Below are 14,475 nucleotides of genomic sequence, written 5' to 3' on the forward strand. Positions count from 1 at the left end.
TACCACACGTGTTTGGATTCATTAGTTTTATTCCACCAAATGTAACAGATTTGAATATTCGGCCGGTTCAAAATATTAGTTTCAAAAACATATCCTGACATTTGCTTATTATCAGAAAACTTACCCTGAAATAGCCAGCCTAGTCCTTATTTCCCATCGAATCGTACATGTAAACCGCAAAAGTGGCCAGCCAATGCGACCCGACATAGTTCTCCGATAATACGTGAGGCAAAGCATCAGCAGCATGTTGGTGTGCCGATTGAATCAACTGCCGGGCCATCACACTTTCCGGCGGAAACGCTTTGGCTATATCGAACATACACCATGCCCGACTCAGATTCAGGCCATCGAGATGGACACCTTTCGGATCATGGCGATCACTCACAACAGCCGGCTCTTGCAGCGATTCCGGTATGCGTGGCATGAAATCTCTGAACCAATTTTGAAAAGCTTTGCGATCGAGAACACGCAGCATCAGGTCGGCTTCGATAAGTGAAGGCGATAAGAAATCATCGCCACCCGGTTCCCAACCAGCCGGTATATCCTTGTCATTCTCGTAATAAAACAAAGCTCGTTCCTTCAGCAAATTTTCAAAGGTCGAATCCCGGGTTACTTTCGCATAATCCAACGCCAGCAATAATCCCAAAGCCGTATTTTCGTGCACACCTCTCCGGATGGGATAATACAATCCCGGCAGGTAAAAATGATACCGCTGAACAATTTCTTCCGCCAGCGGAGCCAGCGCCTTCGCCCACTGTTTTCCGTTCGGATTATCCCAGGTAAGCAATTCAGCCTGCAGTTTCAAAAGCCAGCCCCATCCATATGGACGTTCGAAACTTTCGCGCCCCGGCGCCTGAAAGTAGGCGATTTCGGTTTGCATATTCTCTTTGGTAAAATGACGGTCAAGCACATCGATGATTTGTTTACGCTGCGGTAAATCGGGGTACATTTTCAACAAGCGAACGAGCAACCAATGTCCGTGTACGGCTGAGTGCCAGTCGAAACAACCGTAAAAAGCCGGATGCAACCGATTCGGAGTCTGTGCATCCTGTGGCCCGTTCATGGTATGACTGATTTTATTTGGGTAAATCTTATCGACATTCTTCAATACCAGGTCGGCAAATTGAGCGGCTTTTTGCGGCGTTAACTCCGGAACCACCGGTGTTTGTCCGCTTACCGGGAGAAGAAAACTGGCAAGTAATAACATGGCTAAAATTATTTTTCTCATTATCAACAGGTTTATGTCGGTTAAATAAATTGAATCGTCTGCTATCTGACTTCCCTTTCCAGGAAGAAATGAAATGACGTGAAAAAATTAAACTTTTTTATCACAGCGTTAAAGTAAAACACCGTTTTAATCCAAAAAAAAGATTTATTTGCAACTGCTAATCTACCGTTGCGAAACGGTTGTAAAAAACAAGTTATCAACAAGGTGAAGAGCGATATTTAACTGAATTCCGATAAGAAGAATGAAATATCGCATGAAAATTTAACATGATAAACGAAAACAAGATCATTGTCGGAAGCGAAGAATGGTGCTCACTTCCTGGTTTGAATGTCCCTGCCATTAAAGCGCGGGTTGATTCGGGAGCGAAAACCTCCTCCATTCACGCTATAAATATCCAACTTTTCAAAAAGGAAGGTGTTCCGTGGGTCAACTTCGACATTCCCCCCATTCAGAACGATGGAAAAACGTCGGTTCATTGTGAAGCCGAAATTATTGATCGCCGAACCGTGAAAAGTTCGAGTGGCATCAGCGAACGCCGCTATGTCATCAAGACAATGGTTGCTTTGGGTGATGCTTCGTGGGAGATTGAACTGACGCTGGCCAACCGCGATTCGATGGGATATCGCATGTTGTTGGGCCGGGAAGCCATGAGTGGCCGTATGCTCGTCGATCCGGAAGCTCGTTTTCTGTTTGGACAGAAATCGACTGACCACCTGAATGAGTTGTACCAGCCCAACCAGCCGGCACGACAGGGACTGAAAATCGGGTTGCTGGCTTCTGACCCGAACCTGTACAGCAACCAGCGCATTATGGAGGCCGGCGAATCACGCGGTCATGAGATGCACTTCCTGAATATCCGGCACTGTTACATGAAACTGGATGCCACGAATCCGGAAATTCACTACCGTGGAGGACGGATTCTGAATGACCTGGATGCTGTTATTCCACGCATTCGCCCCAGTCAGACTTTCTACGGATGTGCCCTTACCCGGCAATTTGAGGCATTGAAGATTTTTGCACTCAATTCGGCGGCAGCTATCAGCCAGTCGCGCGATAAGCTTTTCTCATTGCAATTGCTGTTGCAAAACGGTTTGGATATTCCCACTACGGGTTTTGCCAATTCGCCGCTCGATACGTCGGATTTGATTAAAATGGTAGGCGGCTCACCGCTTATCGTGAAGCTGCTGGAAGGTACACAGGGCAAAGGAGTCGTTCTCACCGAAACGAAGAAGGCAGCCGAAAGTGTCATCAATGCGTTCAAGAGTCTGCATGCCAACATCCTCGTGCAGGAGTTTGTCAAGGAAGCCAATGGGAAAGACATTCGCTGCTTTGTGATCGATGGCAAGGTGGTTGCTTCTATTCAGCGGGAAGCGGCCCCCGGAGAGTTCCGGGCCAACCTGCACCAGGGCGGAACTGCTTCCATCGTAAAAGTGACTCCCGAAGAAAAGCGCATCGCCATCAAGGCGGCCAAAACCATGAACCTGAAAGTAGCAGGTGTCGATATCATTCGTTCGGCAAAGGGACCACTATTATTGGAAATCAACTCCTCGCCCGGATTGGAAGGGATCGAATCGGCAACGAACAAGGACATTGCCGGAAAAATGATTGCCGCCATTGAAAAACACGTGGGCTGGAAGATGGAGAACTGAAAATTGCAGCTTGGCTGATAACAGGAAAAGGCTGTCTATGAAGTCATGGATAGCCTTTTTTTTTTAATGAGATTCGTTAATCAATGCAACAACTGGTCGGCTTCCAACTTATCAAACGCCTTCAGCACTCCTTCCACCTGCGCTGGTTCTTGTAAATAGGTCTCGCGGTCGAAATATTGAACAGCCGCTATCTCACTGCCCAGCACAATCTTTTGGTCTAATAATTCATACAAATAGCACTCCTGTTCCATCATTAAGCGCTCTTCACCATAAGCGAGAGCGGTAATATGGCAATAATACTGTAACAAATCAGGCTTTAGCTGTAGGTTCAACTCTTCTCGAATTTCCCGGTGAATCGATTCCAGAGCGGTCTCGCCGTTATCGATCTTCCCTCCCGGCAGATACCAGGCCTGCTTGTTCCTGCTGTAGGCCAACAATAACCTATTGTCTTTAATCACTAATAATCCTGCCGTTGGCAGACTTCCGTTGGTGTCGGGCATATTGTACCAGTTCTATTTAAGTTTCTTTCTCCATAAACCAATCCTGAAGAAAATAGTTTTCTCTACACCAACTCCTGCGATCAACTTTATTGCTGCATTGCAACAACCTGGCAATCGGCAGTGCCTTCGTTCCATTTAAATGAACGGCCTATCGCTGGCTAAATGCTCTGTTTAATTTACATGAACTACATGGCGGCAGCCAGATGCCCCGTTTAATTCAAATGAACGACCTGGCGGTAGCCAGATGCTCCGTTTAATTCAAATGAACGACCTGGCGGTAGCCAGATGCTCCGTTTAATTCAAATGAACAGCCTGGCGGCAGCCAGATACTCCACTCAATTCAAATGAACAACCTGGCGGCAGCCAGATGCTCCATTTAATTCAAATGAACAGCCTGTAGCCAGCCATGTACGTTCTCCAGACTAAAAGAACTGTCTGGCCAGAGCCAGGCGATACGTATGAACGAAAATAGTCAACATAGCCCCCCGGGAATGATCATACTAAATTAATTGGCCATACCGGAAGCTTCGTTATTTTTGCACGCGTTATGGGGAGCTCCTACAGCCAAAATATCTTCCGGCTCTACATCATCAAATGTGCCAAATGGTTCATGCTGGTGATGCCCATTGTCGTCCCCTTTTATCAGGACAACGGTCTCAGCATGCACGATGTGTTTTTCCTCCGGGCTATTTACTCCGTCGCTATTGTATTGCTCGAAATTCCTTCCGGGTACTTTGCCGATGTATGGGGCCGAAAAACCACGCTGGTGGCCGGAACGGTAATGGGAGCCGTTGGCTTTGGTATTTACAGCTTCTCCTACCGGTTTGGTGAATTTTTGGTAGCCGAAATGGTACTGGGCGTTGGGCAAAGCCTTATTTCCGGCTCCGATTCAGCTTTGCTGTATGATTCGCTGAAAGCCGAAAAACGTGAATCGGAGTACCTGAAGCTGGAAGGACGCGTGACCTCCATCGGAAACTTTGCCGAGGCCATTGCCGGTGTGCTGGGCGGATTGTTGGCGACCTTGAGCCTGCGCTATCCGTATTACGGGCAAACCTTGGTAGCCCTCATTGGCGTTCCCGCTGCGCTTTCGCTGAAAGAACCTCCCCGCGACGATCGACATGCAAAGCCGGGGTGGAAAGACATTCTGCAGGTTGTCAGCCATTCTTTGGTCGAGAACAAAAAACTGCGCACCGCTATTTTATACTCCTCCGTCATCGGGACAGCCACCTTAACAATGGCATGGTTCGTCCAACCCTTTTTCAAGGAGATATCGCTGCCACTTTCAATGTTCGGCGTTCTTTGGACCGTGCTAAATCTATTGGCCGGCTTGGTTTCTATCATCGCCTACAAGTTTGAAGATGCACTGGGTCAAAAACGAACGGTCTTCCTCATTCTGGTGTTCATCACCGGTTCGTACGTAGCGATTAGTCAAACCATGACAGTTTGGGGAATTGCAATTCTGGTGATCTTCTATTTTGTCAGGGGAATTGCCACGCCGGTGCTGAAGAACTACATCATTCAGTACACCACGTCGGCCAACCGAGCCACGGTACTTTCGGTGCGAAGCTTTGTCATCCGGATTATCTTTGCCGGTGTGGGACCGTTTTTGGGTTGGTACACCGACCAATTCTCGCTGGGATCAGCGCTGGCTATCGCCGGAATGGTTTTCTTCACCGGCGGATTTATCGTCCTTCTGCCCTTCCTGCAAAACCGTTCGCGGATGCGGCAGGCCAACCAATAAACTCAATTCACCTTCAACACTTCACCATCATATCCCAGCTCTACGCCTTCTGGTAATTCTTTCATCACCTCACTATGCAGTCCCATTTGGTGGCTGATGTGTGTGATATACGCTTTGCGCGGACCAATTTTCCCGATGATATCGATGGCTTCGCCCAAGCTCAGGTGCGAAATATGCGACTCTTTCCGCAAGGCATCAATCACCACGACCTCTACCCCTTTTAGTTTCTCCAGCTCTTCGTCAGCAATCGTGCTGAAATCGGTGAGATAAGCAAATTTCCCTACCCGGAAACCGTACACCGGCAACCGGTGGTGCATCACCCGAATGGGAACAATATCGAGCGATCCAACTGTCAAAACCGAACCATCAATAGGCACCAGGTTCATTTGCGGAATACCGGGATATTTCTCTTCGCTGAAAACATAGTCGAAGATGGTCCGTAAGTTCTTATCGACACGAGCTTCGCAGTAAATATCGATGGGGGCTTTTTGAATCCAGTTGAAACTGCGGATGTCATCGAGGCCGAAGATATGGTCGGCGTGTTCGTGCGTTAACAGAATAGCATCGATATTTTGCACCTTCTCCCGCAGCATCTGCTGACGAAAATCAGGCCCGGCATCCACCACAACGCGGGTACCGTTTTCTTCAATCATTATCGAACTTCGCAATCGCTTATCGTGTGGGTCAGTTGAACGGCAGACTTCGCAATTGCAGGCAATTACCGGCACTCCCTGCGAAGTTCCTGTTCCCAGTAATGTTATTTTCATGTTGAATTTTCTTTTTAACCATCTCCGGACTTTTCGCGGTAGCAGAATACAAATACCCTGTTACTACCAGCCTAAACTGAGGAATTATGTCTTGCGGAGATCGCAACAATCGGCCGGAAATCGACGATTCCTGCCGACGATTGATTCCAAAAATAACAAAAATAAACCATCGCTATGGAAAAAGCCGATTCGGTTCGCAAAGAAAAACGGATCATTCACAGACAGGTTTTGCTACCTTTGCGCAAATGAAAAAAACAGCAAATCTATACCTCATACCGACTACGCTTGGCGATACCGAACCCGGCCATGTCGTTCCCGCCACACTCGTTGAAACCGTGCGTTCATTGCGGTATTTTATTGTCGAAAACGTTCGTACGGCACGCCGTTACCTGAAGAAACTGGACCGCGATATCGATATCGATGCGCTGGAGTTCATGGAACTGAATAAGCATACCGACCGGAAACAGCTGGAACGTTTCCTGCATCCCGTTTTAAACGGAAACGATACGGGCATCATTTCGGAAGCCGGTTGTCCCGGTGTGGCAGATCCCGGCGCCGATGTGGTCAAGCTGGCCCATGAGAAAGACATTCGCGTGATTCCCATGGTCGGCCCCTCGTCTATTTTGCTTTCGCTGATGGCTTCCGGAATGAACGGACAAAACTTCGCCTTTGTGGGTTATCTCCCCATTCCGAAAGGAGAACGGCAGCGCGCCATTAAAGATTTGGAGCGACGTTCGGCCACCGAACACCAAACGCAGATTTTCATTGAGGCACCCTACCGAAACATGAAACTGCTGGAAGATATTTTGCAGGCTTGTCATGACCAAACAAGGCTTTGCATCGCAGCCGACATCACGCTGGAAAGCGAATACATCAAAACGCAATCGGTTGCTCAATGGAAAAAAGGATTGCCGGAACTGCACAAAAGACCAGCGATTTTTCTGCTTCATAAAGACTGAAGTCGAGCACGATAGCTGCACATGCACAACAACAACCGTTTGATTTTAGCCACAAATCAATATATTTGGGCTCTGAAAGTCTAATCCTATGTTTGAAGATTCTCTGCAAGTATTGGATCACGTGCGCCTGCATTTTAGTCCGGCCGGAATCCTGGCTCTAAACATAGCACTGGCCTTTATCATGTTTGGTATTGCGCTGGATATTCATGTTTCCGATTTCCGTAAAATTATCACCCGCCCGAAATCGACCCTAACGGGAATGGTTTCTCAATTTCTGCTTCTACCGGCTCTTACCTATTTACTCGTTCTGTTTTTGCGCCCGACGCCAACTGTGGCCCTGGGAATGATTCTGGTAGCTTCGTGTCCCGGCGGAAATATTTCCAACTTTATTTCGTCGCTGGCGAAAGGAAATACCACTTTATCCATTGGCTTATCGGCCATTGCAACACTTGCTGCCACATTCATGACACCACTAAACTTCGCCTTCTGGGGAAGTCTATATACACATTTTTACAACCGCCACGATGCTGAAGCATTATTGCGTCCTTTGCATATTGATTCCGGACAAATGTTTCAGACGGTGTTTATTTTGCTTGGTATTCCGTTGGTGCTGGGATTGATTTTTGCCCGCCGTTTTCCCCGTTTAACGGTTAAAATACGTGGCCCAATCCGGAAATTGTCAGTTGGCATTTTCATCGCCTTTGTGGTGATTGCATTGGCCAAGAATTTTGAGTTCTTCATCCAGTTCATCCATTTGATTTTCATTATTGTATTAATTCATAATGCACTGGCTCTGGTCACCGGCTATAGCGCCAGCAGCCTGATGAAGTTACCACAAACCGATCGGCGTACGATTGCCATCGAAACGGGTATTCAAAACTCGGGTCTGGGACTTGCTTTGATCTTCAATCCCAAAATATTCCCGCCCGATATGGAATTGGGCGGCATGGCCATCATTGCTGCCTGGTGGGGCATCTGGCATATCGTTTCCGGCTTGAGCCTTTCGTGGTTCTGGTCCCGTAATCCTGTAACTGACGAATCGGATAAAGAACAAGTGGCGAATGTTCACAGCCATGTGGAAGGGAAATAAAGAGAACTTATGGGCAAGATATATCGCTACTCCATCGCATATGATTTCGTTCGCGTACTCGTAAAAACATCGCATCGGCTGTTTTACAGAAAAGTAATTGTAACCGGAAGGGAGAATATTCCCAAAGACAAACCCGTCATCTTTGCCCCAAATCATCAGAACGCCCTAATGGATCCGCTGGCGTTGGTTTGCACACTTCCATCCCAAATTGTTTTCCTCGGTCGGGCCGATATATTTAAAAGTGCAACGAACCGCCCGTTCCTCCGTTTTCTTAAAATTATTCCGGTATACCGAATTCGTGACGGAGTGGAGAACCTCGGGAAAAACGAAAAAACCTTCAGGCAGACCATCGAAATTTTGCAGCATAAAACGCCACTCTGCCTTTTCCCGGAAGCTCGACACACCGATAAGCGCAGTCTGTTACCGCTCAAAAAGGCTGTTCCCCGGATTGCTTTTCAGGCTGAAGAAAGTGGTGGTTTGGGGAAAGATTTAGTGATCATCCCGGTGGGCATCTTTTACAGCGATTACCAGAATACGCAATCAACTCTTCAAATCAACTATGGCACCCCATTAGAAGTTAATGACTTTCTGTCTTCCTACCGGGAAAATCCGCAGCGCGCTCAGTTGGAGCTGCGTGATGCAATACAGGAAAAGTTATCGCCGTTGATGATTGATATCCGGGACACCGAACATTACGAGTTGTATGAAGCGATTAGGCTGCTGTACAGGAAAACCATGCTGAAAGAAGCAAACCTTTCGGCCAGTTCGTTGAAGGACCATTTTCTAGCCGACCAACTCACCATTCAGAAATTGGAAAAAGCGGCAGAAAATGATGATTCTTTTATTGAGTCGCTATCTGGTAAAGTACAGAAATACGATGAGTTACAATGCGAACTAAAAATTAAAGAAGAGGCGCTGGAAAGAGAACTTTATACACCCGGAAAAGCATTTATAACCGGTTTAGGTTTCCTATTAGTCTCTCCGATTATCGCCTTTGGTTGGTTGCATCATGCGCTCCCCCACTACTACCTGAAAAGGCATGTTAACAGGAAGATAGAGGATTCACAAATGAGGAGTTCATTCTATTTTGTACTGGGAATGCTGGCCTTTTCAGCCATGTATGTTGTTGGATTATTGACTGGGGGAAGACTATTCCCCGGATGGTGGAAAGTGCTTTATCTTATCGCCATGCCAGTGAGTGGAGTTTTTGCTTACCGGCTAATCCGTTGCTGGAGAATTTTTCGAAACCGGCTTCGTTTGCGTTTTGGATTATCGAAAGAACAACAAAATCAGTTGCTCAACTTTAGGAAAGAAATTATTTCCGCTTGTCAGAAAGCATTTTCCGCACAAAAACAATAGAATCAAGCTAATGCGCTATTCTGGTCACGCAATTGATTCATCATCTTGAACTCAAATTCGAAGTTAGGTGTAAATACATCTTTACCCAGATTCTTTTCTATTTGAGCACGGCTCCAGAATTTTCCCTCCGTAACTTCGTCGGAGTGTAAACGGATTTTCTTGTAATCGTATGAGAGGTAACTGTACACCAGTTCGGCTTCAACTTCGGTCTCCCATTTGTAACTGGCCATCGGACGCGCCTGAAAATCCGTCAAACCAATTTCCTCATATGCTTCGCGCTTCAATGCCGTCTCTACAGATTCACCGAAAGAAATATGACCGCCCACGGCTGTATCCCATTTACCGGGCTGTACCAATTTATTTTCCGGTCTCTTCTGCAGGTAAATATGTCCCTTCGGATTAAAAACATGAAGATGCACCACCGGGTGCAAAATTTTCTGGCCGTTGTGACAAGCCGAGCGAGGAGCTTTCCCAATCACTTTTCCCGTTTCATCTACTACTGGTAACCACTCTTCGTCATCGGCTATAATCGGCATTTTTCCGTGCATGCGTTTGTTGCGAAACCATTCGAAGGCAAAATACGCCGCGAAAATCAGGTAAAATAATCCTCCGCTGATGAAAACCCAGGCCTCTTTACTCATGTAAAAGGCAGAGAAAACAATCAGGCCGGTATGCGCCAGAAAAATCCAGAACATATTCCGAAGGTTCCGCTGCATCTGTACCTTTTGCTGCTCGTTGAACGAAACATCCTTCATGTAACGTCCGGCCATCATCTGCACGATATTCAATTTACCAAAGGCAGAAACCCCCAAAACAGCACAAAGAATCAATTCGATCAATGCGGGCTTCAGTTTGAAGAAGATATCGTTGTCGAGTAGAATGGAAATCAGCGAAAGAACCACAAGCAAAGCCGTATCGATAAGCACAAATTTCTCGAGGCGTCGCTCTTTGATTCCGGTTATGATTAACTCAATAACTCCAACACCTACCGCAACGGCAATACCAACCTGGGTTCCCCATATTTCATCCGCAAGGATAAAAACAAAAAGCGGGATAAACCCTGGCAACAGTTTTTTGATGAGATCCGTACGCGTCACGTTACCAATTCATTTATTGAAAAAAACCGCGGTGAAGTTCCGCGGTCCGTATTTAAAATTGTCGTTCGATTATCACTGGATCGGAATTGCTTTTTATCACTTTGTAGACCGTGACATGGAATACAAGCGTTGAATAGGCAGGGACACCCGATTGAGGCGTTCCACTATATCCCAAAGTTGATGGGATAATCCATACAGCTTTCTCCCCTTCTTTCATTTGCTGAATGGCTTCTTCCCAGCCTGATATTACAGAGCCGGCACCAACTGTAAAGGTGAATGGTTCGTAATCACCAGAGCTATCAAATACATAACCATCCTGAACACCGGTTGAATCAGTACTTTCAATCAAATTTCCGGTATAAAATACCTTTACCTGATCACCAACAGTAATCGAATCGGCTCCCGCTGGCGCGTCTTGTTCTTTAATGACATAAAGTCCTGACGGGGTTGGTTGTGCATCCGGATAATACTTTGCGACATATTTATCCCGTAATTCCACTTCCAATTCCCTGGCTTTTTGGCGGCTTGTTTTACTGCAGGAAACAAACCCCACACCCAACACAACAACCAGTAATAAAAAATTTAATCCCCTACGTTTCATATATTTCATACATTAACTATTCAAACTTACGTATGTCGGTCTTCAGATACCCTTTTAGCTCCGACTGATTTAAAATTTCAGCGCTAATTTATTAAAATTCGGTTCACCTTTCCCATTCCTTTCCCGAATTCATTGTCTGAGTTTCCGGTGCTCAGCTTTTAGTTTTGCAGAAAACTCAGGCAACAACTCTTCAAACTTCTTAATGGTATCGGCGAGCGATAATCTTGATTCTCCTCCGGAAGCATTTATATGACCTCCGCCGTTAAAATGCATACTGGAAAATTCGTTTGTTGGGAAACCTCCTTTTGAACGGAAAGAGATTTTCACTAAATCGTCCTTTTCCATAAACAAAGCAGTAAATATTACATCGCTTATCGAGAGCGGATAGTTCACAAAACCTTCCGTATCACCTGGCTCAAAATGGTAGCTCTCCAATTCTTCCCGACTCAATGAAATATAAGCTGCATGGTATTCCGGAAAAACCTTCATTTTTTTATCCAAGCTGTAACCTAAAAGCCGCATTCGGTGTGCCGAAAAGTTGTTATAAATGTGGTCGTTGATTCGGTCCTTATCAACTTCTTTTTCCAATAACCGGCTAACCACTTCGTACATATCAGGAGATGAAGCATTGTAACTGAAAGAACCGGTGTCGGTAATCAATCCGGTGAACAATGCTTCAGCAGCATCTTTATCGAGGTGTTTATCCAAATCCAGGCTTTCTACAAACCGGTATACCAATTCCGCTGTTGAGCTGGCCTCGGTATGCGAAAACATCAATTCTGTCACATCAGCCGGATCGGGATGATGATCAATCAGAATAATGGGTTTGGTTACCTTTTCAATAAGTGCTCCCAGCTGATTACCAGCTCTGTCCGGAGCGTTAAAGTCGAGCAGGAAAACCAAATCGGCGTGATTGAGAATTTCTTCACAAACAGCTGGTTCATGCTCAAACACTTTCACTTCATCTGTTCCATTCACCCACTTCAGGAAGGCTGGATAATCTGTCGGCGAAAGAACCGTTGGTGCATATCCCGCGTTCTTCAGCACTCGCCACAATCCCAAACTTGAACCAACAGCATCACCGTCCGGATTCACATGCGGTATGATAACAATGTTCCGAACATTTTCACTCAGCACTTCCTTTACTTTCGCTATTGTTTCGGGGGATAATTTTCTCAAAATTGATCTCTTTTTAAAGGTAAGATGCAAAGATAGGAATATTGGTTGTTTCGCACCTGAACATTTTAAATTATTTCCCTGACTCTTCACCGGAAGAAACCTAAAAGTCTGAGACGGATCCAATTTCAGAAAAAATTGATACTATGTTTAACAGCAACTAATTATTAGCGGTCAGTCTATTCAATTTCCTAATTTTGATTGAAGAGAAATCAATGTGATTTTCGAACAAAAATACTGTTTGCCATCCGTTATAAATGGTTACCCTGATGAACTCATCGGTCATACGGATGTTTCTATTCGCAACTAAATTTGTCAACATGGCTGGAAATACAACGCTAACGATGATTAAACCCGGAGCCGTTCGCCGTAATTTGATTGGTCCCATTCTCGGCATGATTACAGAACATGGTTTCAAGGTGGAAGCACTTAAACTAACGAAATTATCGGCAAGACAAGCTGCCAAATTTTATGAGGTTCACAGAGGAAAACCCTTTTACGATGGTCTGGTCAACTACATGTCTTCCGGTCCCATCGTGGCTGCCATCATAAGAAAAGACAATGCTGTAGCTGAATTTCGCGAACTCATCGGCAACACCGATCCGGAAAAAGCCAGTGAAGGTACCATACGAAAATTATTTGCCGAGTCGCTTTCGCACAATGCCGTTCATGGTTCCGATAGTGACGAAAATGCTGCTAAAGAAGCTGCCTTTTTCTTCTCTGAAACGGAAAGATTTTGCCCAGAAGAATGGCATTGCGATGAAGATATGGAAGCTTATCCGCAATAAAATAATTACTCCTTTCTGATGAAATTAAAACCTGCTTCAATTGAGGCTGGTTTTAATTTTGGCAACAATCATCCACTTGATAATCAATCCTAACAAAGTGTTCTGTCCATTGTACAGAAAATCGTTATCTTGAGGCGCTTAATCAATAGATCTATCCGAATCATGAGAAATCACTTGTACTTTGTCACCTTCGTGGCGGCCCTTGGCGGACTGATGTTTGGATTCGAGACTGCCGTCATCAACGGAACAATTTTTTATGTGCAGCAATTCTTCGGCTTTTCTGAAGCGATGAAAGGTGTGGTAGTGAGTATGGCACTGGTTGGCTGTATCATCGGAGCACTTTTCATTGGAAAACCCGGCGATATATTCGGTCGGCGCCAGATGCTGAAAGTAATGGCTGTTATGTTCCTCCTTTCGATGATTGGTGCCGGATTGGCTACCAACCTGACCGTTTTCATTACGGCCCGCTTAATTGGCGGAATTGCAGTAGGTGGCGCATCAGTGCTAACTCCCATGTATATCTCCGAAATTGCCCCGCCCAAACTGCGAGGACGATTGGTTGCCACTAATCAGCTAGCTATTGTCACCGGTATTTTGATGGCATTCTTCTCCAACTACATCATCGACAGCATTGGACACAGTAACTGGCGCTTGATGTTTCTGGCCGGAACCATTCCGTCAGGCGTTTATTTCCTTTTGCTTTTCTTCATCGACAGAAGTCCGCGCTGGTTGGTGAAAATGAACCGTATCGACGAAGCGCTCGCTGTTATTCACAAGGTCAATCCGCACCAGGATGCGGAAATCATGATGAATCAGATCAGGGATTCGCTCGACCAAAACGTGATGAAGAAGTACTCATTCATGTTCAAGCCTCCCTACCTGAAATTAGTGTTGATTGGCATTGCGGTCGGGATGTTTAACCAAATGGCGGGAATCAACGTCATCATGTACTATTCCACCGATATTTTCCGGGTTGCCGGTTTCTCTGCCGAATCTGCTATGTTCCAGTCTGTGTTGATTGGTATAACCAACCTGGCTTTTACCATTGTTGCCATGATTTTCATCGACCGGTTCGGGCGTAAATTCCTGCTTTATGTGGGGGCTACCGGTATGTCTGTATTTCTCGGGTTGTTTGCCTGGTCGTACATCACCGGTAATTATGCAGGATACCAGTTGCTGGCTTACCTTGTTGGGTACATTGCGTTTTTCGCTTTCTCGCAGGGAGCTGTCATTTGGGTTATTCTGTCGGAAATGTTCCCCAACAATGTTCGTTCGCGGGGAGCAGCCATCGGATCTTTCTCTCACTGGTTTTTCAACTTTGTAATAGCGCTGTTGTTTCCGTTGGTATCGGCAAAAATTGGCGTCGGATGGGTTTTTGCATTCTTCTTCGCCGCTACGTTGTTGAGTATCCTATTCTATCACTTTGCATTAGTCGAAACAAAAGGCAAATCGTTAGAAGAACTGGAAATGGAAACCATCGGCCGAAAAGTTTCTTCCTGATTTCCCTATAACTGATAATA

At 45.8% G+C, this 14,475-nt stretch carries 13 protein-coding genes; 7 read left to right on the plus strand and 6 right to left on the minus strand.

Annotation, left to right across the window (positions count from 1 at the left end; genetic code table 11):
- Positions 1–139 precede the first annotated feature (139 nt).
- The gene (locus tag T426_RS0109620; RefSeq protein ID WP_025865257.1) at positions 140–1,228 is read right to left on the minus strand and encodes a DUF2891 domain-containing protein; all 1,089 of its coding nucleotides are present in this window, start codon (positions 1,226–1,228) and stop codon (positions 140–142) included.
- 266 nt (positions 1,229–1,494) lie between these two features.
- Between T426_RS0109620 and rimK the strand changes: the two genes are divergently transcribed.
- Positions 1,495–2,877, plus strand: coding sequence for a 30S ribosomal protein S6--L-glutamate ligase (rimK, locus tag T426_RS26300; protein WP_036985405.1), 1,383 nt, complete (start codon positions 1,495–1,497; stop codon positions 2,875–2,877).
- An 80-nt stretch (positions 2,878–2,957) separates the two neighbouring features.
- Here rimK and T426_RS0109630 read toward each other — a convergent pair whose 3' ends face one another.
- Entirely contained in the window at positions 2,958–3,377 is a 420-nt protein-coding gene (locus T426_RS0109630) for an NUDIX hydrolase (RefSeq protein ID WP_025865256.1), read from the minus strand.
- Positions 3,378–3,924: 547 nt separating this feature from the next.
- On the opposite strand from T426_RS0109630, the gene T426_RS0109635 reads away from it, so the two are divergent.
- Positions 3,925–5,118 carry an MFS transporter gene (locus T426_RS0109635; RefSeq protein WP_027585603.1) on the plus strand — a complete coding sequence of 398 codons (1,194 nt, stop codon included), beginning with the start codon at positions 3,925–3,927 and terminating at the stop codon, positions 5,116–5,118.
- Positions 5,119–5,120: 2 nt separating this feature from the next.
- Here the strand turns inward: T426_RS0109635 and T426_RS0109640 are convergent, their stop codons facing one another.
- Complete coding sequence (locus T426_RS0109640; RefSeq protein WP_025865255.1) at positions 5,121–5,885, minus strand: MBL fold metallo-hydrolase; 765 nt, start codon at positions 5,883–5,885, stop codon at positions 5,121–5,123.
- Between the two features lie 245 nt (positions 5,886–6,130).
- Between T426_RS0109640 and T426_RS0109645 the strand changes: the two genes are divergently transcribed.
- From T426_RS0109645 to T426_RS23280, 3 genes are all read left to right on the plus strand, one after another.
- The gene (locus T426_RS0109645) at positions 6,131–6,844 is read left to right on the plus strand and encodes an SAM-dependent methyltransferase (protein WP_025865254.1); all 714 of its coding nucleotides are present in this window, start codon (positions 6,131–6,133) and stop codon (positions 6,842–6,844) included.
- An 88-nt stretch (positions 6,845–6,932) separates the two neighbouring features.
- Positions 6,933–7,934 carry a bile acid:sodium symporter family protein gene (locus tag T426_RS23275; protein WP_051539078.1) on the plus strand — a complete coding sequence of 334 codons (1,002 nt, stop codon included), beginning with the start codon at positions 6,933–6,935 and terminating at the stop codon, positions 7,932–7,934.
- A gap of 9 nt (positions 7,935–7,943) precedes the next feature.
- Complete coding sequence (locus T426_RS23280) at positions 7,944–9,293, plus strand: 1-acyl-sn-glycerol-3-phosphate acyltransferase (RefSeq protein WP_025865252.1); 1,350 nt, start codon at positions 7,944–7,946, stop codon at positions 9,291–9,293.
- Between the two features lie 2 nt (positions 9,294–9,295).
- Here the strand turns inward: T426_RS23280 and T426_RS25535 are convergent, their stop codons facing one another.
- From T426_RS25535 to T426_RS0109670, 3 genes are all read right to left on the minus strand, one after another.
- Positions 9,296–10,390 carry a septation protein IspZ gene (locus T426_RS25535; RefSeq protein WP_025865251.1) on the minus strand — a complete coding sequence of 365 codons (1,095 nt, stop codon included), beginning with the start codon at positions 10,388–10,390 and terminating at the stop codon, positions 9,296–9,298.
- A gap of 52 nt (positions 10,391–10,442) precedes the next feature.
- Positions 10,443–10,991 (minus strand): FKBP-type peptidyl-prolyl cis-trans isomerase, encoded by a 549-nt coding sequence (locus T426_RS25065; protein WP_159103354.1) that lies wholly within the window; start codon positions 10,989–10,991, stop codon positions 10,443–10,445.
- A gap of 129 nt (positions 10,992–11,120) precedes the next feature.
- Complete coding sequence (locus T426_RS0109670) at positions 11,121–12,170, minus strand: DHH family phosphoesterase (protein ID WP_051539076.1); 1,050 nt, start codon at positions 12,168–12,170, stop codon at positions 11,121–11,123.
- A 317-nt stretch (positions 12,171–12,487) separates the two neighbouring features.
- Here T426_RS0109670 and ndk point away from each other — a divergent pair, with 317 nt between their 5' ends.
- Positions 12,488–12,955, plus strand: coding sequence for a nucleoside-diphosphate kinase (gene ndk / locus T426_RS23295; protein ID WP_025865248.1), 468 nt, complete (start codon positions 12,488–12,490; stop codon positions 12,953–12,955).
- A 162-nt stretch (positions 12,956–13,117) separates the two neighbouring features.
- Positions 13,118–14,455 (plus strand): sugar porter family MFS transporter, encoded by a 1,338-nt coding sequence (locus tag T426_RS0109685; protein ID WP_027585606.1) that lies wholly within the window; start codon positions 13,118–13,120, stop codon positions 14,453–14,455.
- The last annotated feature ends 20 nt before the right edge of the window (positions 14,456–14,475 follow it).

This window comes from Prolixibacter bellariivorans ATCC BAA-1284 (genome assembly GCF_000621705.1).
Taxonomy (GTDB): domain Bacteria; phylum Bacteroidota; class Bacteroidia; order Bacteroidales; family Prolixibacteraceae; genus Prolixibacter; species Prolixibacter bellariivorans.

Bases quoted from the DNA above. Each gene is read 5' to 3' on its own strand.
- T426_RS23275 (WP_051539078.1), top strand. From the start codon at position 6,933: ATGTTTGAAGATTCTCTGCAAGTATTGGATCACGTGCGCCTGCATTTT.
- T426_RS0109620 (WP_025865257.1), bottom strand. From the start codon at position 1,228: ATGAGAAAAATAATTTTAGCCATGTTATTACTTGCCAGTTTTCTTCTC.
- T426_RS0109640 (WP_025865255.1), bottom strand. From the start codon at position 5,885: ATGAAAATAACATTACTGGGAACAGGAACTTCGCAGGGAGTGCCGGTA.
- T426_RS23280 (WP_025865252.1), top strand. From the start codon at position 7,944: ATGGGCAAGATATATCGCTACTCCATCGCATATGATTTCGTTCGCGTA.
- T426_RS0109685 (WP_027585606.1), top strand. From the start codon at position 13,118: ATGAGAAATCACTTGTACTTTGTCACCTTCGTGGCGGCCCTTGGCGGA.
- rimK (WP_036985405.1), top strand. From the start codon at position 1,495: ATGATAAACGAAAACAAGATCATTGTCGGAAGCGAAGAATGGTGCTCA.
- T426_RS0109635 (WP_027585603.1), top strand. From the start codon at position 3,925: ATGGGGAGCTCCTACAGCCAAAATATCTTCCGGCTCTACATCATCAAA.
- T426_RS0109645 (WP_025865254.1), top strand. From the start codon at position 6,131: ATGAAAAAAACAGCAAATCTATACCTCATACCGACTACGCTTGGCGAT.
- ndk (WP_025865248.1), top strand. From the start codon at position 12,488: ATGGCTGGAAATACAACGCTAACGATGATTAAACCCGGAGCCGTTCGC.
- T426_RS25065 (WP_159103354.1), bottom strand. From the start codon at position 10,991: ATGAAACGTAGGGGATTAAATTTTTTATTACTGGTTGTTGTGTTGGGT.
- T426_RS0109630 (WP_025865256.1), bottom strand. From the start codon at position 3,377: ATGCCCGACACCAACGGAAGTCTGCCAACGGCAGGATTATTAGTGATT.